Here is an 18,982-nt window from a genome sequence, read left to right as displayed (position 1 = left end):
TGCGTTTCTGCTACGTGCACAGTGACATCGCGGTGACAGGGTGTGGCGACAGGCGGGGTGCAGCTACCATGACCGGCACAAGGACGGGCGGCATGACGGAGTCGTCCCCTGGGGCGGCGTCCGGTTCCATGCCGGGGCGAGGAGGACGGGCCATGGTGCAGAAGGCCAAGATCCTCCTGGTCGATGACCGGCCGGAGAATCTGTTGGCGCTGGAGGCGATCCTCTCTGCGCTCGATCAGACACTGGTGCGGGCATCGTCCGGGGAGGAAGCGCTCAAAGCACTGCTCACGGACGATTTCGCGGTGATTCTGCTCGATGTGCAGATGCCGGGAATGGACGGCTTCGAGACCGCCGCGCACATCAAGCGGCGGGAACGCACCCGCGACATCCCGATCATCTTCCTGACGGCCATCAACCACGGCCCGCACCACACCTTCCGCGGTTATGCGGCCGGTGCGGTGGACTACATCTCCAAGCCGTTCGACCCCTGGGTGCTGCGCGCCAAGGTCTCGGTGTTCGTCGAGCTGTACATGAAGAACTGCCAACTGCGGGAGCAGGCCTCCCTGCTGAGGCTCCAGCTCGAGGGCGGGCGGCCGAGCGCCGACGAGGCGCGGGAGTCCGCGGGGCTGCTCGCCGAGCTCTCCGCGCGGCTGGCCGCGGTCGAGGAACAGGCCGAGGCGCTGTCCAAGCAGCTGGACGAGACGGCGGATGCGGCGGCGGTCGCCACGGCGGCTCATCTGGAACGCAAACTGACCGGTCTGCGCCGGGCGCTGGATGCTCTGGAACCGGGGTCGGGCAGCGCCGCGGGGTGACTGATGCCCTTTCATGAGGCGGGCGTGCGACACGTTCGGGTGAAGTGCCGTGCGCTCGTGTGATGCCCGCGTTCGCCTGTAATCTCGTCGCCATGGCCTCACGTACGTCCGGCAAGGGAACCCAGAGCGCGGCGGGCCCCTCGAAGCAGCGCGCCGGACGGACCGCGGGCGCCGCCAAGAAGACCGCCGCGAAGAAGGCGCCCGCGAAGCCGCCGGTCAAGAAGACCGCGGCCGCGAAGAAGGCGCCGGCCAAGAGGGCCCCTGCCAAGAAGGCTCCGGCCAAGAAGGCCGCGCCGCGACCGGCGCCGTCACCCACCGGCGGTGTCTACCGCCTCGTCCGTGCCTGCTGGCTGGGGCTCGCGCACGCCATCGGGGCGGTGTTCCGGGGCATGGGCCGCGGCGCGAAGAACCTCGATCCGGCGCACCGCAAGGACGGGCTGGCGCTGCTGCTGCTCGGCCTGGCACTGGTCATCGCGGCCGGGACGTGGTCGAACCTCAGCGGCCCGGTCGGCGATCTCGTCGAGCTGCTGGTGACCGGGGCGTTCGGCCGGCTCGACCTGGTCGTCCCGATACTGCTGGGCGGTATCGGGATCCGCCTCATCCGGCACCCCGAGCGGCCGGAGGCCAACGGCCGGATCGTCATCGGGCTGTCCGCACTGGTCGTCGGTGTCCTGGGACAGGTCGCCATGGCGTGCGGATCGCCGGGCCGGGACGACGGTCTGGCCGCCATACAGGACGCGGGCGGCTATCTCGGATGGGTCGCGTCCAAGCCGCTGATCTTCACCGTGGGGCAGACGCTGGCCGTGGCGCTGCTGGCGCTGCTGACCCTCTTCGGGCTGCTGGTGGTCACCGCGACGCCGGTGAACGCCATCCCGCAGCGGCTGCGCGCGCTCGGCGTCCGGCTGGGCGTGGTGCAGCCCGAGCCCGAGGAGTACTTCGACGAGGTCGAGGACTATGCGGAGGAGTGGCGCGAGCAGCCCGCCCGTACGTCGCGCCGCGGCGCCGCCGCGCCGGCCGCGAGCGGCCCGGAGGCGATAGAGGAAGCGGCCCTGGCCAAGCGGCGCCGCCCGCGCCGGGCTTCCGTACAGCCCGCGGCGGACCGGCCGATGGACGCGGTGGATGTGGCGGCCGCGGCCGCGGCGGCGCTGGACGGCGCGGTGCTGCACGGCGTCCAGCCGTCCCCGCTCGTCGCCGGGCTCAGCAGCAGCGTCTCCGGGGAGCACCGGGTACACGACGGCGAGGACACCGCGGGGGAGAGCGGCACGGTGCCGCCGGCCCGCGGGGCGGAGCGGAAGCCGTCCGCGGCCGAGGACACCCCGGCCGTACCGGACTTCACCAAGGCGCCGCCGGAGCCGTCAGGCGAGCTGCCGGCGCGCGCCGAGCAGCTCCAGCTGTCCGGCGACATCACCTACTCGCTGCCCTCGCTGGACCTGCTCGCGCGCGGCGGTCCCGGCAAGACCCGCAGCGCCGCCAACGACGCCATAGTGACCGCGCTGACCACGGTCTTCCAGGAGTTCAAGGTCGATGCCGCGGTCACCGGGTTCACCCGCGGTCCGACGGTCACCCGCTACGAGGTCGAGCTCGGGCCGGCCGTCAAGGTCGAGAAGATCACCGCGCTGGCCAAGAACATCGCCTACGCCGTGGCGAGCCCCGACGTCCGGATCATCAGCCCGATCCCCGGCAAGTCCGCGGTCGGCATCGAGATCCCCAATACCGACCGCGAGATGGTCAACCTCGGCGATGTGCTGCGGCTGGCCGATGCCGCGGGCGACGAGCACCCGATGCTGGTGGCGCTCGGCAAGGACGTCGAGGGCGGCTACGTCATGGCCAACATGACGAAGATGCCGCACGTCCTGGTGGCCGGTGCCACCGGTTCCGGCAAGTCCTCCTGCATCAACTGCCTGATCACCTCGGTCATGGTGCGGGCCACGCCGGAGGACGTCCGGATGGTGCTGGTCGACCCCAAGCGCGTCGAGCTGACCGCGTACGAGGGCATCCCGCACCTGATCACGCCGATCATCACCAACCCCAAGCGGGCCGCCGAGGCGCTGCAGTGGGTGGTGCGCGAGATGGACCTGCGCTACGACGACCTCGCGGCCTACGGCTTCCGGCACATCGACGACTTCAACGAAGCGGTGCGCAGCGGCAAGGTCAGCTCGCCCGAGGGCAGCGAGCGCGAGCTGGCGCCGTACCCGTATCTGCTGGTCATCGTCGACGAGCTGGCGGACCTGATGATGGTCGCCCCGCGCGATGTGGAGGACTCCATCGTCCGCATCACCCAGCTCGCCCGCGCGGCGGGCATCCATCTGGTGCTCGCCACCCAGCGTCCGTCCGTGGATGTGGTCACGGGTCTGATCAAGGCCAATGTGCCCTCCCGGCTCGCGTTCGCCACCTCCTCGCTCGCCGACAGCCGGGTCATCCTGGACCAGCCGGGTGCCGAGAAGCTGATCGGCAAGGGCGACGGGCTGTTCCTGCCGATGGGCGCCAACAAGCCGGTCCGTATGCAGGGCGCGTTCGTGACCGAGGCCGAGGTCGCGGCCGTCGTCCAGCACTGCAAGGACCAGATGGCGCCGGTCTTCCGCGATGACGTCACCGTCGGCACGGCCAAGAAGAAGGAGATCGACGAGGACATCGGCGATGACCTCGATCTGCTCTGCCAGGCCGCTGAGCTGGTGGTTTCCACCCAGTTCGGGTCGACCTCCATGCTCCAGCGCAAGCTGCGGGTGGGCTTCGCCAAGGCCGGCCGGCTGATGGACCTGATGGAGTCGCGCACCATCGTCGGGCCGAGCGAGGGCTCCAAGGCACGTGACGTTCTTGTGAAGCCTGATGAGCTGGATGGAGTGCTGGCGGTGATCCGGGGGGAGGCTACGGAGTAGCACAGACATCCGGGTCACACGGACGCGAGAAGAAAGCAACCGTTTCTCCTGCTGATACGTCAAGTTGAGGGAGATGAGGGAACGATGCTTCACCATCGAGCCCCAGGGCACCGCCGACGGCGTTCCGATGGCGTACAAACCTTGCTCTCCCGCTTGCCCCACCCTTTCGCTCCACCCCTAGACTGAACTTCCAGCAGGTGGCTACACGCTCGAAAGGCGCCCCCGTGTCCATCGGCAACTCCCCCGAAGCAGACCGGCCTTCCGTCGGTGCTGCCCTCCAGAAGGCCCGTATCGGAGCGGGACTGACCGTCGAAGAGGTCAGTACGACGACACGGGTGCGCATCCCCCTCGTGCACGCGATCGAGCAGGACGACTTCTCCCGCTGTGGCGGCGACGTCTACGCCCGGGGGCACATCCGGGCGCTCGCCCGCGCCGTATCCCTCGACCCCCGACCGCTGATCGACCAGTTCGACGCCGAGCACGGCGGACGGCCCGCGCCGACTCCCGCCGCACCGCTCTTCGAAGCCGAACGGATCCGTTCCGAGCCGCGCCGCCCCAATTGGACCGCGGCGATGGTCGCGGCGATCGTCGCGGTGGTCGGGTTCGTGGGCTTCACGCTCTTCACGGGCGGCGACAAGAGCGACAACGGCCCGATCGCGGTCGGCGACGCCAACGCGAAGCCGGCGCCGGCGCCCACCCGCCACCCCTCGACCATCAAGCCGCCCGTCAAGCCCGATCCCTCCGACAGCGCCGTCGCCGGACTGCCGAAGGACAAGGTCACGATCAAGGTGACCGCCCGTGACGGGCAGAGCTGGATCTCCGCCAAGGACGCCAACGGCAAGCTCCTGGAGGACGGCCTGCTCAAGAAGGGCGAGTCCAAGACCATCACCGACAAGGAACGCATCGACCTGGTCCTCGGGAACGCCGGAGCCGTACAGCTGTACGTCAACGGCAAGGAGGTCAAGAAGGTCGGCGACAAGGGCACGGTGGAGCGGCTCAGCTACACGCCGGGGGACCCCCAGGCGGGCTGAGGGCCGGTCCTCCGGGGGTGTCCGCCGCCCGTTCCGGGCACCCGGAGCGGGCGGCGGAGACCTGCGCGCCAAGGGGGCGGCCGGGACAAAGTAGGCTGAGGCCTATGCCCGAACGCCGTACCGTCGCCCTTGTCACTCTTGGCTGCGCCCGTAACGAGGTGGACTCGGAGGAGCTCGCAGGCCGCCTGGCAGCGGACGGCTGGGACCTCGTCGAGGAAGCCGCCGATGCCGATGTCGCCGTCGTCAACACCTGTGGTTTCGTCGAGGCCGCGAAGAAGGACTCCGTCGACGCCCTGCTGGAAGCCAACGATCTGAAGGATCATGGCAGAACCCAGGCCGTAGTGGCCGTCGGCTGCATGGCCGAGCGCTACGGCAAGGAGCTCGCCGAGGCGCTGCCCGAGGCCGACGGCGTGCTCGGCTTCGACGACTACAGCAGCATCTCCGACCGCCTGCAGACCATCCTCAACGGCGGCATCCACGCCGCGCACACCCCCCGCGACCGCCGCAAGCTGCTGCCGATCAGCCCGGCCGAGCGCCAGGGCTCCGCCGATGTCGCGCTGCCCGGCCACGCCCAGGACACCCCGCCCGAGGATCTGCCGGAGGGCGTCGCGCCCGCCTCCGGGCCGCGTGCGCCGCTGCGCCGCCGGCTCGGCAGCAACCCCGTGGCCTCGGTGAAGCTGGCCTCCGGCTGCGACCGGCGCTGCTCGTTCTGTGCCATCCCCTCCTTCCGCGGCTCGTTCATCTCGCGCCGGCCCTCCGACGTGCTCGGTGAGACGCGCTGGCTGGCCGGGGAGGGCGTCAAGGAGATCATGCTGGTCTCCGAGAACAACACCTCCTACGGCAAGGACCTCGGCGACATCCGGCTGCTGGAGACGCTGCTGCCGGAGCTGGCGGCCGTCGACGGCATCGAGCGGATCCGGGTCAGCTACCTGCAGCCGGCCGAGATGCGCCCCGGCCTGATCGACGTCCTGACCGGCACCGACAAGGTCGCGCCCTACTTCGATCTGTCCTTCCAGCACTCGGCGCCCGGTGTGCTGCGCTCCATGCGGCGCTTCGGCGGCACCGACAGCTTCCTGGAGCTGCTGGAGACGATCCGCACGAAGGCGCCGCAGGCCGGTGCCCGCTCCAACTTCATCGTCGGCTTCCCCGGGGAGAGCGAGAGCGACGTCGCGGAGCTGGAGCGCTTCCTCACCGAGGCCCGGCTCGATGCCATCGGCGTCTTCGGCTACTCCGACGAGGACGGCACCGAGGCCGCGTCCTACGAGGACAAGGTCGATCCGGACGTGGTCGCCGAGCGGCTGGCGCGGGTCTCGCGGCTGGCCGAGGAGCTGACCGCGCAGCGCGCCGAGGAGCGGGTCGGCGAGACGGTGCGGGTACTGGTCGACCGGAACGACGACGAGGACGGCCTTGTCGGGCGGGCCGCGCACCAGGCGCCGGAGACCGACGGTGTCACGCTGCTGTCGACCGACCAGGAGCTGGAGCCCGGTCGTATGGTCGAAGCAAAGGTGGTCGCGAGCGAAGGCGTGGATCTCGTCGCGGAGGTGCTGTCGGTGGAGGGCGCGGGGTGTACCGAGGAGGCGGCCAGATGAGCGGAGTCCCGGCTTCCGCAGCTGGTGGCCCGCGCACGGCGCCGGTCGTCCGGCAGGCCGGGCTGTGGAACATCGCCAACCTCCTGACGATGCTGCGGCTGGTGCTGGTCCCGGCCTTCGTGCTGCTGCTGATGCACGACAACGGAACGGACCCCGTCTGGCGCGTCTTCGCCTGGGCCGCCTTCGCCGTCGCCATGATCACCGACGTCTTCGACGGGCATCTGGCGCGCACGTACAACCTGGTCACCGACTTCGGTAAGATCGCCGACCCGATCGCGGACAAGGCGATCATGGGCGCGGCCCTGATCTGTCTGTCGGTGCTGGGCGATCTGTCCTGGTGGGTGACCGGCGTGATCCTCTTCCGGGAGCTCGGGATCACGCTGATGCGGTTCTGGGTGATCAAGCACGGGGTCATTCCGGCCAGTCGTGGCGGCAAAATCAAGACATTGGCGCAGGGCACCGCGGTGGGTATGTACGTCCTGGTGCTGACCGGACCGCTGGCGACCTTCCGCTGGTGGGTGATGGCGGTGGCCGTCGCGCTGACCGTGGTCACCGGCCTCGACTACATCCGGCAGGCCGTGGTGCTGCGCCGGGCCGGGCTGGCCCAGGAGCGTACCGAGCGGGCCGAGAGGGACGCAGCGCGGTGAGCGGGCCGGGTTCTGTCGCGGCCGGGGCGCTGGAGCTGCTCGCCGGGCGTGGGCAGAGCCTGGCGGTGGCCGAATCACTGACCGGCGGACTGGTGGCGGGCGCACTGACCGCCGTCCCCGGTGCCTCACGGGTCGTCCGGGGCTCGGTCACGGCGTACGCCACCGACCTCAAGCGGGAGGTACTGGGCGTGGACGGCGCCCTGCTGGCCGCGCGCGGGGCCGTGGACGGCGAGGTCGCACGGCAGATGGCGGGCGGTGTGCGGCGAGTGCTGGGCGCCGACTGGGGCATCGCCACCACGGGCGTGGCCGGCCCCGATCCTCAGGACGGGTATCCGGTGGGCACCGTCTTCGTGGCGGTCCAGGGGCCGGGCGGTGCCGGGCGGGTGCGGCGGCTGGCACTGGAAGGCGGTCGTGACCGGATCCGGCTGGACACCATTGACGCCGTGCTCGCAATGCTGTTGAGCGAACTGACAGAAAATACGCGGGCACAGGATACGGAACAACACGGGGGGAATGGATGTTTGCAGCCCTGAGTGAACACGTACTTGCACCCCGCACGCCTACAGCCCGAGGCGGTACGGTGGGGCGAGAAGGATCCGGATCCGAGGTCCGAGGAGGGAGCCAGCGATGATTCTGCTTCGTCGCCTGCTGGGTGACGTGCTGCGCCGACAGCGTCAGCGCCAGGGCCGAACCCTGCGCGAGGTCTCTTCCTCCGCCCGGGTATCGCTCGGCTATTTGTCCGAGGTGGAGAGGGGGCAGAAGGAGGCTTCCTCCGAACTGCTCTCGTCGATCTGTGACGCGCTGGACGTGCGCATGTCCGAGCTCATGCGGGAGGTCAGCGACGAGCTGGCGCTCGCCGAGCTGGCAGCGTCCGCGGCCGCGAGCGACCCGGTGCCCGCACCGGTGCGGCCGAAGCTCAATTCGGTGTCCGTCACGTCCCTGGCCGGTGTGCCGGAGGAGCGCGTGACCATCAAGTCCCCGGCCGACGTAGTGGATGTCGTCGCGGCCTGACACCCCTGTTCGTACGCATCGGAGCCCCGGTGGGCAGCAGCCCGCCGGGGCTCCCTGCTGCCCGGGTGCGGACGGGCCCGTGGGGGTGGGCGGTGCCCTGGGCCGATGCCCGGGCGGACCGTCCGGGCGGCTCGGAACGGGCGATTCATTTGTACGATGGCTAAATCGGATATATCGCCTGAATCAGGAGTATCTGGATGTCTGTCGTCAAGAGCACACTGTCCGACGAGGACCGCGGCATCGTCGGCACCGCTCTGCAGGGAGCGCTCGTCGACCTGGTGGACCTCTCCCTCGTCGCGAAGCAGGTGCACTGGAACGTCGTCGGGCCCCGCTTCCGCTCCGTGCACCTGCAGCTCGACGAGGTGGTCGCCAGTGCGCGGCAGCATGCCGACACGGTGGCCGAGCGGGCGTCCGCGATCGGGGTGTCCCCCGACGGGCGGGCGGTCACCGTCGCCAAGACCAGCGGCATCAGCGAGATCACGGACGGCTGGATCAAGGACGGTGATGTGGTGCGGGCGATGGTGGAGGCGCTGAGTGCGGTCATCGGCCGGATGCGCGAGCGGATCGCCGCCACCGCGGACCCGGACCCGGTCAGTCAGGACCTCTTCATCGGGCTGACCGCCGACCTGGAGAAGCACCACTGGATGTTCCAGGCCGAGGCCCACTGACGGGCCGCGGCACCCACCGAGGGCCGGGGTCTGCGCATGTCCTCCCGGTTCTCCCGGCCCGTGGGGGCTACGTCGGGGGCTCGCGGCGCCGAGGTCCGTTCCGGGGCTTGCGGGGCCGGCCGCACGCCGGAAATGCCCCGGTGCGCCCTCCCGCCGGGCGGCGGGACCCGTCTAGCGTCGGCCCGAGGAGGCAGTCATGGGGTGGCGTGACGTCGCAGCCCGCGGGGCGTCCGGCCGACGTCCGCGGGCCGTACCGGGCCGCTGGATATCCGGGGCCGTCGTCGGGGTGCTGTGGTGGGGGGCCGCGGTCCGGCTGGTGGTCTGGCCGCAGTCGGCGGGGGTGGTCGAGGGGGTGGTGGCGCTGGGCGGCTGGGGCCTGAGCCTGCTGCCGGTGCACTGTGTTCCGCGGACCGAGCGGAGTGACGGCGGCCTGCGCCGTGCCAAGGTCCGGGCGATCCGGGGGTTTCGCGGGGTGCGGGGGGCGTGTGGGGCGCTGCTCACCACGGCATGGCGACGCCGCCGTTCGGGCGGAGGATCTGACCGGTCATGAAGGACGAGGCGTCCGACGCCAGGTGCAGCACGGCGTGCGCGACGTCCTCGGGCTCTCCCACCCTCCCCAGCGGCGACATCCGGATCATCGGCCCCTCCGCCTGCTGCTGGGCCCGGGCGGTGTGGCGCTCGGTCATCGCCGTACGGATCCAGCCCGGGGCGACGGCGTTGACGCGGATGCCGTGCCGGCCCACTTCCGTGGCGAGGGTCCTGGTGAGCTGGACGACGGCGGCCTTGGCGGCGCCGTAGCAGAGCAGGCCGGGAGCGCCGGTGTCGATCGCGCCGGACGCCATGTTCACGAGGGAGCCCGGGACGGCGGTGGCGATCATCGCACGGGCGGCCTCCTGGCAGCCGTACAGCACGCCCTTGAAGTTGGTGTTCCAGACCCGGTCCAGGTCCGCGTCCTCGGTCTCCAGGACGGCGGAGGAGTGCATGATCCCGGCGATGTTCGCCATCACATCGAGTCGGCCGGTGGCGTCGCGGGCGGCGTCGACGACGGCGGCGATCTCGTCGCGCCGGGTGACGTCGAGGTGGTGGGCGTGCGCCGAGCCTCCCGCGGCGGTGATCTTCGCCGCGGTCGCCTTGACGCCCTGATCGTCGAGGTCCGCACAGTGGACGGTGGCCCCGGCCTCGGCGAGGAGGGCGGCGGTGGCGCGGCCGATTCCGCTGGCCGCGCCGGTGACGATCGCGGTGCGGCCCGTGAGGTCGTACGCCGTGAAGGGCATGGGGCGAGGGTAGGGAGGAATCTGACGGGGCGTCAATTGGTGGGGCGGAGGGCGTTACGGCTCAGTCCGTGGGCGGGGCGTTCGGCCGGTCGGGCTGGCAGGCGGGGCACCAGTAGGTGACGCGCTCCTCGGAGGCGGGGTCCTCGTCGGCGCTGCGGATCGCGGTGCCGCAGCGCAGGCAGGAGCGGCCGGCCCGGCCGTAGACCCACAGGCGGCGGTCGGAGCGAGCTGCGCCGCGGCCCCCGAAAGGAGCCGGGCGTTGCCCCCAGGGGGTGGTGGTGCGGGCGGGGCGGTGCTTGTTGGCTTCGAGGAGCTTCTTGGCGAGTGCGGGCATGCGCTCGGGCCGGGGCAGCCGGCCCACCGGGGTCCAGGGGGAGGCGCGCAGCAGAAAGCACAGCTCGCACTTGTAGACATTGCCGATGCCGGCGAGATTGCGCTGGTCGAGCAGGGCCTCGCCGAGGGGCCGCTCCGGGGCGGAGAGCAGCCGGCCGAGGGCCTGGGCCGGGTCCCAGTCGGGGCCGAGGAGATCGGGTCCCAGGTGGCCGACGACCCGGGACTCGTCGCGGGTGCGCAGCAGATCGAGAACGGGGAGGCGGTAGCCGACGGCGGTGTGCTCCGTGGTGCCGAGGATCGCCCGGATCTGGTGGGCGGGGCCGCCGCGCCAGCGCTCGGCCGGGGCGTAGATCTGCCATGCGCCGTCCATCCGCAGATGGGAGTGCAGGGTGAGACCGCCCTCGAAGCGGGTGAGGAGGTGCTTGCCGCGGGGGACCACGTCCAGCACCTCTCGGCCGGTCAGATCCACCGTCGCGAGCCGCGGGGTCCGCAGGTCGCAACGGGTCAGCGGGCGGCCGGCCAGCGCTTCGCGGAGCCGCCGGGCCACGCGCCAGACGGTGTCACCTTCGGGCATGCCACCATCATGCCCGGCGGGTGCGCGCGGGCGGGGCCCGATGCGCGGGCGGTCGGCCGCTGCTTCCCGTCACCCCCGCAGCCGCAGCCCCCTCGGGGTCGGGTGGAAGCCGGCGGACTCCAGGGTCGTGGCGTAGGGGGAGGTGAGGGCGGAGGTGCCGTTGATGCGTTCGGTGGTGAGGGTGCCCAGGGCGCCGGCACGGGCGGCATCCGTGAGTGCCTCGACGGCGAGCCGGAGGCGGGGGTCGGAGGCCGTCGGAGCCGGGTCGTGGCCCAGCGGCCAGACGAGCAGGGTCTTGCCGCCGCGCTCCAGGTAGAGCGTCAGCTCGCCGTCGACGAGGACGACCAGGGAGCCCGCCTTGCGGCCGGGTTTGTGGGCCGAGTCCTCGGGCGGTTCGGGCCAGGACAGGGCGGCGCCGTAGGCGTTCGCCGGATCGGCGGCGGCCAGGACGACGGCGCGCTGCGGGCCGCCGCGCCGGGACTGCGCCGGGCCGCCGTCCGGCAGGGTGTCCTCGGTGGTGCGCTCGCGCTGGGTGCTGACCGCGCGCAGCCGGTCCACCGCGCCGTCCATCGCGAACTGGGCGGCGCCCAGGCCCTCGACCACATAGCCGCGGCGGGCCTGACCGGACTCCTCGAAGGCGGCGAGTACGCGGTACGCGGCGGAGAACCCGCCCTCGACGCCCTCGGCGGCGACCGCGCCGCGGGTGACGATGCCGTGCCGGTCCAGGAGGGTGCGGGCCAGGGCGTGGGCGCGGTGGGTGGGGTCCGGCTCGGTGGCGGGCAGCAGCGACCAGCGGCCGCCCACGGTCGGCGGACCGGAGCGGGAGGCGGTGGGACGGCCGGTGCGGCCCGTGGCCGCGGTCAGCGAGCCGTATCTGCCCCGGGGGACGGACCGGCGGGCGCGATGGGCGGTCGAGCCGGCCGTACGGCCCGAGCCGAGGAGGGCGCGCAGCGGGGCCAGGGTGTCGTTGGTCAGCCGGCCCGACCAGGCCAGGTCCCACAGGGCGTCGGCCAGGTGGGAGTCGGTGGCCTCGGGGTGGGTGGTGGCGCGGACCTGGTCGGCGAGCTGGCGGAAGAACAGGCCGTATCCGGGGGCGAGGGCGGTCAGCAACGACTCGTGCAGCGCGGTGAGTTCCAGCGGGAGGGGCTGCGGCAGCAGGAGCGGGGCGGAGTCGGCGAGATGGAGGGACACCCAGCCGTCCTTGCCGGGGAGCGCGCCGGCGCCGGCCCACAACACCTCGCCGGTGGTGGTGAGTTCGTCCAGCAGGGCAGGGGTGTAACCGCCGACGCGGGAGGGCAGTACCAGCTTCTCCAGGGCGGAGGCGGGCACGGGGGCGCCCTGGAGCTGCTCGACGGCGCGCACCAGACCGTCGATACCGCGCAGGCCGTGCCCGGAGCCGCCGAGCGGTGCGGGCACCCCGCTCGCCGCCGCGGGGCGGGGGGCGCTGATGTGCTGCCACTGGGGGAGGAAGGCGGCGAGCGCGGCGGGCGGCACCGGCTCCAGCTCCTCGCGCAGCGCGGCGAGCGAGCGGCGGCGCAGCCTGCGCAGCACCTGGGCGTCGCACCACTCCTGGCCGATGCCGGCGGGGTGGAACTCCCCCTGGACGACCCGGCCGGCCGCGGCGAGGAGATGCAGCGCGCCGTCGGTGACGGCCGTGCCGAGTCCGAAGCGGGCGGCGGCCTGCTCGGAGGTGAACGGGCCGTGGGTGCGGGCGTAACGGGACAGCAGATCGCCCAGCGGGTCCTTGACCGGTTCCGTGAACGACTCGGGCACGCCGACCGGCAGTGCCGTGCCCAGGGCGTCGCGGAGCCGGCCGGCGTCCTCGACGGCGGCCCAGTGGTCCCTCCCGGCGATCCGCACCGAGATCGCACGGCGGGCGGCGGCCAGCTCCCTGGTCCAGGCCGGCTCCGCGCCGCGCTCGGCGAGCTCGGCGTCGGTCAGCGGTCCCAGCAGCCGCAGGACGTCGGCGACGCCCTCGACGTCCTTGACCCGCCGGTCGTCCGTCCGCCACTGCAGCTCGCGCTCCAGCTCGGCCAGCACCTCGGCGTCCAGCAGCTCGCGCAGCTCGGCCTGGCCCAGCAGCTCGGCCAGCAGCCGGGAGTCCAGGGAGAGGGCGGCGGCGCGGCGCTCGGCGAGCGGGGAGTCGCCCTCGTACAGGAACTGGGCGACATAGCCGAACAACAGCGAGCGGGCGAACGGGGACGGCTCGGGGGTGGTGACCTCCACGAGGCGGACCCGGCGCGCCTCGATGTCCCCCATCAGCTCCGACAGGCCCGGTACGTCGAAGACGTCCTGGAGGCACTCGCGGACGGCCTCCAGCACGATCGGGAAGGACCCGAACTCGCTGGCCACCTGGAGGAGCTGGGCGGCGCGCTGCCGCTGCTGCCACAGCGGGGTGCGCTTGCCGGGGCTGCGCCGCGGCAGCAGCAGGGCGCGGGCGGCACATTCCCGGAACCGGGAGGCGAAGAGCGCGGAGCCGCCCACCTGGTCCGTGACGATCTGGTCGACCTCGCCGTGCTCGAAGGCGACATCGGCCGCCCCCACGGGGGACTGCTCGGGGTCGTACTCCGTGCCGCGGGCGGCCAGGCCCGGATCGGCGGCCGGATCGAAGCCGCCGTCGCCGTCCAGGAGGTCGAGGCCCAGCAGATCGGCGTCCGGCAGCCGCAGCACGATGCCGTCGTCGGCATGCATCACCTGGGCGTCCATGCCGTAGCGCTCGGTGAGGCGGGCGCCGAGGGCCAGCGCCCACGGGGCGTGGACCTGGGCGCCGAAGGGGGAGTGGATGACCACCCGCCAGTCGCCGAGCTCGTCACGGAACCGCTCCACGACGATCGTGCGGTCGTCGGGGACATGACCGCAGGCCTGCTTCTGCTCGGCGAGGTAGCTCAGCACATTGGACGCGGCCCAGTCGTCCAGACCGGCGGCGGACAGCCGGGCCCCGGCGTCCTTAGGGCCGAGCGCGCCGAGTTCGCGCAGGAACGCGCCGAGCGCACGGCCCAGTTCGAGGGGGCGGCCCAGCTGGTCGCCCTTCCAGAAGGGCAGCCGTCCCGGTACGCCGGGGGCGGGGGTGACCAGCACCCGGTCGCGGGTGATGTCCTCGATGCGCCAGGACGTCGTGCCGAGCGTGAAGACATCGCCGACGCGGGACTCGTAGACCATCTCCTCGTCGAGCTCTCCCACCCGTCGACCGCCACCCCCCTTGCCGGAGTCGCCGCCCGCCAGGAAGACGCCGAACAGGCCGCGGTCGGGGATCGTGCCGCCGGAGGTGACGGCCAGCCGCTGGGCTCCGGGGCGGCCCGTGACGGTCTGCGCCACGCGGTCCCACACCAGGCGCGGCCGCAGCTCGGCGAAGGCATCGGAGGGGTAGCGGCCGGCGAGCATGTCCAGTACGGCGGTGAACGCCGACTCGGGAAGGCCGGCGAACGGGGCGGCCCGCCGGACGACGGCGAGCAGCTCCTCGACGTCCCAGGTGTCCATCGCGGTCATGGCGACGAGCTGCTGGGCGAGGACGTCCAGCGGATTGGCCGGCACTCGCAGCGCCTCGATGGCGCCCGAGCGCATCCGCTCGGTGACCACGGCGGCCTGCACCAGATCTCCGCGGTACTTGGGGAAGACGACGCCCGTCGAGACCGCGCCGACCTGGTGTCCGGCCCGGCCGACCCGCTGCAGCCCGGAGGCGACCGACGGGGGCGACTCCACCTGGATGACCAGATCGACCGCACCCATGTCGATGCCCAGCTCCAGGCTGGAGGTGGCGACCACGGCGGGCAGCCGGCCCGCCTTCAAGTCCTCCTCCACCTGGGCGCGCTGCTCCTTGGACACGGAGCCGTGGTGGGCCCGGGCCAGCACCGCGGGGGCGCCCTTGGCGGCCCCGGAACCGCCCATCAGCTCCGCGGGGGAGTGGTGCTCGGACAGCTCCGGGACGGAGTCGCCGGTACCGGGACCGGCCGCCGCCGAGCGTTCACAGGCGATTTCGTTGAGGCGGTTGCACAGCCGTTCCGCCAGCCGGCGGGAGTTGGCGAAGACGATCGTGGAGCGATGCTCCTGGACGAGATCGGCGATCTTCTCCTCGACCTGGGGCCAGATGGACGGCTTCTCGCCGGTGTCGCCCTCCTGGACCGGTGAGCCGCCCAGCTCGCCCATGTCCTCCACCGGGACGACCACCGAGAGGTCGAAGCGCTTCCCGGAGGGCGGCTGGACGATCTCCACCCGGCGCCGCGGCGACAGATAGCGCGCCACCTCCTCCACCGGCCGCACCGTCGCGGACAGCCCGATCCTGCGGGCCGGGCGGTCCAGGAGCTCGTCCAGCCGCTCCAGGGACAGCGCCAGGTGCGCACCGCGCTTGGTGCCGGCCACGGCATGGACCTCGTCCACGATCACCGTCTCGACGCCCGCCAGCGCCTCCCTGGCCGAGGACGTCAGCATCAGAAACAGCGACTCGGGGGTCGTGATGAGGATGTCCGGCGGGCGGGTGGCGATCGACCGGCGCTCGGCGGGCGAGGTGTCGCCGGAACGGATGGCGACCTTGATGTCCGGCTCCGGCAGCCCGAGGCGGACCGATTCCTGCCGGATGCCCGTCAGCGGACTGCGCAGATTGCGCTCGACATCGACGGCCAGCGCCTTCATCGGGGAGACGTACAGCACCCGGCAGCGCTTCTTCGGCTCGGCGGGCGGGGGCGTGCTCGCCAGCGCGTCCAGCGACGCGAGGAAGGCGGCGAGGGTCTTGCCGGAGCCCGTCGGCGCCACCACCAGGACGTCGGAGCCCGCGCCGATCGCCCGCCAGGCCCCCTCCTGCGCGGCGGTGGGCGCGCTGAACGCGCCGGCGAACCAACCGCGGGTCGCGGGAGAGAACGAGTCGAGCGCTGCCTTGGCCATGTCCTCCATCGTGCACCGGACCACTGACAACGCGGCCACCGCACGCTCGGCCACCGCCGCGGGCCGGGGATTCCCGGCCGTCCGCGCTGCGGACGCGCGGACGGCCGGCCACCTGGTGCCCGCAGAATGGGGCCATGGTCACGGTCGGCGGGCAGGTTATGGGCGGCGGCGTCCCCGGTGCACACGCCACGCCGCGGGTCCGCGGTGAGTGGGCGCGTCACTGGCGCTACGCCGGGCTGCCCGGCCTCGACCTGCTGCGCGCACGTTACGTCCGGCACTCCTTCCCCCGTCATGCGCACGACGGTTTCGTCGTTTGTGCGGTCACCTCCGGCGTCGAGGAGGTGGGACTCCGGCAGGGCACCGTCCGGGCCGGTCACGGCGGCATCATCATGATCAATCCGGAGGTGGCGCACACCGCGCGGGCGGGCGCGCCCGAGGGCTGGGCCTACGCCACGCTCTACCCCTCCTCCGAGGTCGTCGCCGAGATAGCCGGGGAGACCACGAGGCTGCGCGGCACACCGGGATTCGACCGGACGGTGGCCCAGGACCCGCACCTCGGCCGCCTGATCACCGAGATCCACCGGGCCGCCGAAGCCGGCAACGCCCTCGCCGCGGACAGCCTGCTGCGGATCGTCGTCGCCCGGCTGCTGCGCCGCTACGGAGGACAGCTCCCGACGCGTACGCCCCTTGGTGCCGGTGCCCGGACCGCCGCGCGCGCTCGAGCCGTCCTGGAGGAGTCAATGGCCGACCCGCCGCCTCTGGAGAAGCTGGCGGAGGAACTCGGGACCAGCGCGTTCGCGCTGCTGCGCGCCTTCCGGGACGCGTACGGCATGCCACCGCACACCTGGCTCACCGACGCCCGAGTACGCCGGGCCCGCAGGCTGCTGGAAGCGGGCAGCCCACCCGCCGAGGTGGCCGTCGCCGTCGGCTTCACCGACCAGCCGCACCTGAACCGGCACTTCACGCGGATCGTGGGTGTGCCACCCGGCGCGTACCGCAGGGCGCGCTCGGCCTAGGAACCTCGCCCCAGGGGCCTTCGTGGGGTGCCCGGCGCGCCTTTCGGAACACGCCGGGGCACGCGGCGCAAGAACGTACAAGACCACCGGGGCGGCGGTCTCCTACGGTCCAGGGCGTGGCAGAACAGACAGAGATACCCACCACGCAGCGGGCCGAGGCGTCGCCGTCGGCCCCGCTCGCTAAACCCGACTCCGCCGTCATCAGGGATGCGCTCGGCGTGGGCGTCGCCGTCGGCCTTTCCGGATTCGCCTTCGGTGTGACGTCGGCCGGCGCCGGGCTCAGCCTCCTGCAGACCTGTGCGCTGAGCCTGCTGGTGTTCACCGGGGCCTCGCAGTTCGCCCTGGTCGGCGCGCTGGCGGCGGGCGGCAATCCGCTCACCGCCGCAGCCGGAGCCTTCTTCCTGGGCGCCCGGAACGCCTTCTACGGGCTGCGCCTGTCCGCCGTCCTCGGCTACCGGGCACGGATCAAGCCCTTCGCCGCCCATTGGATCATCGACGAGACGTCCGCCGTCACCCTGGCCCAGCCCGACCGGCGTAGCGCCCGGCTGGGCTTCACCGTCACCGGGTTCACCCTCTACACCTTGTGGAACCTCACCACCCTCGTCGGCGCCCTGGGCGCCGGGGCGCTCGGCGACACCGATGCCTGGGGGCTGGACGCGGCCGGTCCCGCGGTCTTCCTGGCGCTGCTCGCGCCGAAGCTCGAGGACACCGTCGAACGGGCCACGGCCGGTCTCGCCGTGGTGCTGGTCATGGTCACGCTGCCCCTGTTGCCCACCGGCGCCCCCGTGCTGGTCGCCTCGCTCGCCGCCCCCGCCGTCCTCCTGGTACAGGGGCGACGGGAGCGGGCGAAGCAGGCGCGGGGGACGGTGCGGCCCGCCGCTGCCGCCGCGCCGCCCGCGCCCCAGGACGGGACCAACGAGTCCCGCACCGCCGCCGAGGAGGACCGGGGATGACCGTCTGGATCGCGATCGCCGTCACCGCCGTCGGCTGCTACCTCGTCAAGTACCTCGGCCTGTCGGCGCCCGCCGGAGTACTGGAGCGCCCGCTCGTCAAACGGTTGGCCGCACTGCTGCCGGTCGCGCTGCTGGCCGCGCTCACCGCTCAGCAGACATTTGCTGACGGCCCGCACTTGATGCTCGACGCCAAGGCCGCCGGGGTGGCCGCCGCGGCCGTTGCCCTCGTGCTCCGGGCACCGTTCCTCCTGGTCATCGGCGTCGCCGTGGCCGTCACCGCAGGGGTGCGGGCCCTGGGAGGGTGAGCGTCAGGAGAGGCGGCGTCCGTACGCCCGCAGGGTCAGCAGCGCCTTGAGCGTCACCATGGGGCGGCTCTCCAGCGCTGTTCCGGGTGCCCATACCCGCCAGTTGAGCGGCCAGCCGCCGTCCTCCTGCTGGAGTGCGGAGAGGTGGTCCAGCGCCCGGTCCATCTCCTCGTCGGTGAACCAGTCGCGGGCCAGCGAGCCGGGGGCCGGGGCGAAGTCGTACGCCAGGTGATGTTCCCCGGGGGCGTACCCCGGCGCCACCGGGACGTCCGAGGCCCGCTCCGGGTCCAGCAGTACCAGATGCTGCTCGCGTACGAGCCGGCCGAGGCGCCGGGCCGCCGCGGCGGCCCGTGGCCGGTCCGGGGCGCCGTCCAGGAAGGCCACGGCCGCCTCGACCTCGTAGGGATGGGTCCCGGTCAGCGACTCGACGGCCGCCCAGCAGTAGTCCGTGGCCCGGAACAGCCAGGCGTGCCAGACCTCGTTGCGGTGCAGCACCCCCACCACGGGGCCGGTGGCCAGCAGCGCGCTCGGCGGGTCGTCGGCCACCGGGATCCAGGGCGCGGCCGGATAGCCGCGCTGTGAGGGGTGCACCGCGGGCAGCGCGCCCTCCGGGGTGGAGATCTTCGTCAGATAGCGGCAGATCCGCTCCACCTGGCGGCCGTCGCAGCGCCCGATCAGATCGAGGACGTGCAGGGCGTGGGCGGTGTGCAGCGGCTGGCTGACCGGACCGCGAAGATCGGGCTCCAGGGCGTGGCCGAAGCCGTCGTCGTCGTTGCGGTACGCGGCGAGCGCGGTCTCGACCGGGTCGGCCCCGCCGCCGAGGAAGTGGTACGCGAAAAGCCGCTGTTCGAGCACCCGCGCGGTCAGCCAGACGAAGCGCTCGGCACACGCCAGGGGGGTCGAAGGAGGACTTACGTTGTCGGCCATGGCCCGACCGTAGGGCGGAAAACCCCCGGGAGGACCGGCTCATGCACCGCTGCCCTCCCAGGGCGGGATACTGAAGGCATGCGGTTGACGG

At 72.6% G+C, this 18,982-nt stretch carries 15 protein-coding genes; 11 read left to right on the top strand and 4 right to left on the bottom strand.

Annotated features, from left to right (window positions below):
* Positions 1-152: 152 nt before the first annotated feature.
* The 8 genes from Scani_RS02290 to Scani_RS02255 all read left to right on the top strand — a co-directional run bounded on the left by Scani_RS02290 (position 153) and on the right by Scani_RS02255 (position 8,634).
* On the top strand, positions 153-812 hold the full coding sequence (locus tag Scani_RS02290; protein ID WP_018092947.1) for a response regulator: 660 nt from the start codon (positions 153-155) through the stop codon (positions 810-812).
* Between the two features lie 92 nt (positions 813-904).
* Positions 905-3,688 (top strand): DNA translocase FtsK, encoded by a 2,784-nt coding sequence (locus tag Scani_RS02285; RefSeq protein WP_246295446.1) that lies wholly within the window; start codon positions 905-907, stop codon positions 3,686-3,688.
* Between the two features lie 224 nt (positions 3,689-3,912).
* A complete protein-coding gene (locus tag Scani_RS02280) occupies positions 3,913-4,719 on the top strand; it encodes a helix-turn-helix domain-containing protein (protein WP_159469525.1) in 807 nt (268 codons plus the stop codon).
* A gap of 104 nt (positions 4,720-4,823) precedes the next feature.
* Positions 4,824-6,308, top strand: a complete 1,485-nt coding sequence (rimO, locus tag Scani_RS02275) for a 30S ribosomal protein S12 methylthiotransferase RimO (RefSeq protein ID WP_159469522.1) — start codon at positions 4,824-4,826, stop codon at positions 6,306-6,308.
* On the top strand, positions 6,305-6,955 hold the full coding sequence (gene pgsA / locus Scani_RS02270) for a CDP-diacylglycerol--glycerol-3-phosphate 3-phosphatidyltransferase (RefSeq protein WP_159469520.1): 651 nt from the start codon (positions 6,305-6,307) through the stop codon (positions 6,953-6,955). Before rimO ends, pgsA begins: the two co-directional genes overlap by 4 nt.
* Positions 6,952-7,488 (top strand): CinA family protein, encoded by a 537-nt coding sequence (locus Scani_RS02265; RefSeq protein WP_159469518.1) that lies wholly within the window; start codon positions 6,952-6,954, stop codon positions 7,486-7,488. The genes pgsA and Scani_RS02265 overlap by 4 nt, the downstream gene beginning before the upstream one ends.
* A 94-nt stretch (positions 7,489-7,582) precedes the next feature.
* Positions 7,583-7,966: a helix-turn-helix domain-containing protein gene (locus Scani_RS02260; protein WP_086720541.1), complete on the top strand. Its 384-nt coding sequence runs from the start codon at positions 7,583-7,585 to the stop codon at positions 7,964-7,966.
* A gap of 197 nt (positions 7,967-8,163) precedes the next feature.
* Positions 8,164-8,634: a Dps family protein gene (locus tag Scani_RS02255; protein WP_159469508.1), complete on the top strand. Its 471-nt coding sequence runs from the start codon at positions 8,164-8,166 to the stop codon at positions 8,632-8,634.
* Between the two features lie 497 nt (positions 8,635-9,131).
* On the opposite strand, the gene Scani_RS02250 is transcribed toward Scani_RS02255, so the two are convergent.
* From Scani_RS02250 to Scani_RS02240, 3 genes are all read right to left on the bottom strand, one after another.
* Positions 9,132-9,908, bottom strand: coding sequence for an SDR family NAD(P)-dependent oxidoreductase (locus tag Scani_RS02250; protein WP_159469506.1), 777 nt, complete (start codon positions 9,906-9,908; stop codon positions 9,132-9,134).
* A 61-nt stretch (positions 9,909-9,969) separates the two neighbouring features.
* Positions 9,970-10,815 (bottom strand): Fpg/Nei family DNA glycosylase, encoded by an 846-nt coding sequence (locus Scani_RS02245; protein WP_159469504.1) that lies wholly within the window; start codon positions 10,813-10,815, stop codon positions 9,970-9,972.
* A gap of 69 nt (positions 10,816-10,884) precedes the next feature.
* The gene (locus tag Scani_RS02240; RefSeq protein ID WP_159469502.1) at positions 10,885-15,690 is read right to left on the bottom strand and encodes an Lhr family helicase; all 4,806 of its coding nucleotides are present in this window, start codon (positions 15,688-15,690) and stop codon (positions 10,885-10,887) included.
* A gap of 134 nt (positions 15,691-15,824) precedes the next feature.
* Between Scani_RS02240 and Scani_RS02235 the strand changes: the two genes are divergently transcribed.
* The 3 genes from Scani_RS02235 to Scani_RS02225 all read left to right on the top strand — a co-directional run bounded on the left by Scani_RS02235 (position 15,825) and on the right by Scani_RS02225 (position 17,964).
* Complete coding sequence (locus Scani_RS02235; protein WP_159469500.1) at positions 15,825-16,706, top strand: AraC family transcriptional regulator; 882 nt, start codon at positions 15,825-15,827, stop codon at positions 16,704-16,706.
* Positions 16,707-16,822: 116 nt separating this feature from the next.
* Positions 16,823-17,659 carry an AzlC family ABC transporter permease gene (locus Scani_RS02230; protein WP_159469498.1) on the top strand — a complete coding sequence of 279 codons (837 nt, stop codon included), beginning with the start codon at positions 16,823-16,825 and terminating at the stop codon, positions 17,657-17,659.
* Positions 17,656-17,964 (top strand): AzlD domain-containing protein, encoded by a 309-nt coding sequence (locus Scani_RS02225; RefSeq protein WP_159469496.1) that lies wholly within the window; start codon positions 17,656-17,658, stop codon positions 17,962-17,964. Before Scani_RS02230 ends, Scani_RS02225 begins: the two co-directional genes overlap by 4 nt.
* A 3-nt stretch (positions 17,965-17,967) precedes the next feature.
* Here the strand turns inward: Scani_RS02225 and Scani_RS02220 are convergent, their stop codons facing one another.
* Positions 17,968-18,891: a hypothetical protein gene (locus tag Scani_RS02220; protein WP_159469494.1), complete on the bottom strand. Its 924-nt coding sequence runs from the start codon at positions 18,889-18,891 to the stop codon at positions 17,968-17,970.
* Positions 18,892-18,982 lie beyond the last annotated feature (91 nt).

This window comes from Streptomyces caniferus (genome assembly GCF_009811555.1).
Lineage (GTDB): Bacteria > Actinomycetota > Actinomycetes > Streptomycetales > Streptomycetaceae > Streptomyces > Streptomyces caniferus.
The sequence above is the reverse complement of the archived record's forward strand: the minus strand, read 5'-3'. Positions and strand labels throughout refer to the sequence as shown.

Excerpts from the sequence above, each read along its gene's own strand:
- Scani_RS02290 (WP_018092947.1), top strand. The coding sequence starts at position 153 with ATGGTGCAGAAGGCCAAGATCCTCCTGGTCGATGACCGGCCGGAGAAT.
- Scani_RS02285 (WP_246295446.1), top strand. The coding sequence starts at position 905 with ATGGCCTCACGTACGTCCGGCAAGGGAACCCAGAGCGCGGCGGGCCCC.
- rimO (WP_159469522.1), top strand. The coding sequence starts at position 4,824 with ATGCCCGAACGCCGTACCGTCGCCCTTGTCACTCTTGGCTGCGCCCGT.
- pgsA (WP_159469520.1), top strand. The coding sequence starts at position 6,305 with ATGAGCGGAGTCCCGGCTTCCGCAGCTGGTGGCCCGCGCACGGCGCCG.
- Scani_RS02260 (WP_086720541.1), top strand. The coding sequence starts at position 7,583 with ATGATTCTGCTTCGTCGCCTGCTGGGTGACGTGCTGCGCCGACAGCGT.
- Scani_RS02255 (WP_159469508.1), top strand. The coding sequence starts at position 8,164 with ATGTCTGTCGTCAAGAGCACACTGTCCGACGAGGACCGCGGCATCGTC.
- Scani_RS02250 (WP_159469506.1), bottom strand. The coding sequence starts at position 9,908 with ATGCCCTTCACGGCGTACGACCTCACGGGCCGCACCGCGATCGTCACC.
- Scani_RS02245 (WP_159469504.1), bottom strand. The coding sequence starts at position 10,815 with ATGCCCGAAGGTGACACCGTCTGGCGCGTGGCCCGGCGGCTCCGCGAA.
- Scani_RS02240 (WP_159469502.1), bottom strand. The coding sequence starts at position 15,690 with ATGGCCAAGGCAGCGCTCGACTCGTTCTCTCCCGCGACCCGCGGTTGG.
- Scani_RS02235 (WP_159469500.1), top strand. The coding sequence starts at position 15,825 with ATGGTCACGGTCGGCGGGCAGGTTATGGGCGGCGGCGTCCCCGGTGCA.
- Scani_RS02225 (WP_159469496.1), top strand. The coding sequence starts at position 17,656 with ATGACCGTCTGGATCGCGATCGCCGTCACCGCCGTCGGCTGCTACCTC.
- Scani_RS02220 (WP_159469494.1), bottom strand. The coding sequence starts at position 18,891 with ATGGCCGACAACGTAAGTCCTCCTTCGACCCCCCTGGCGTGTGCCGAG.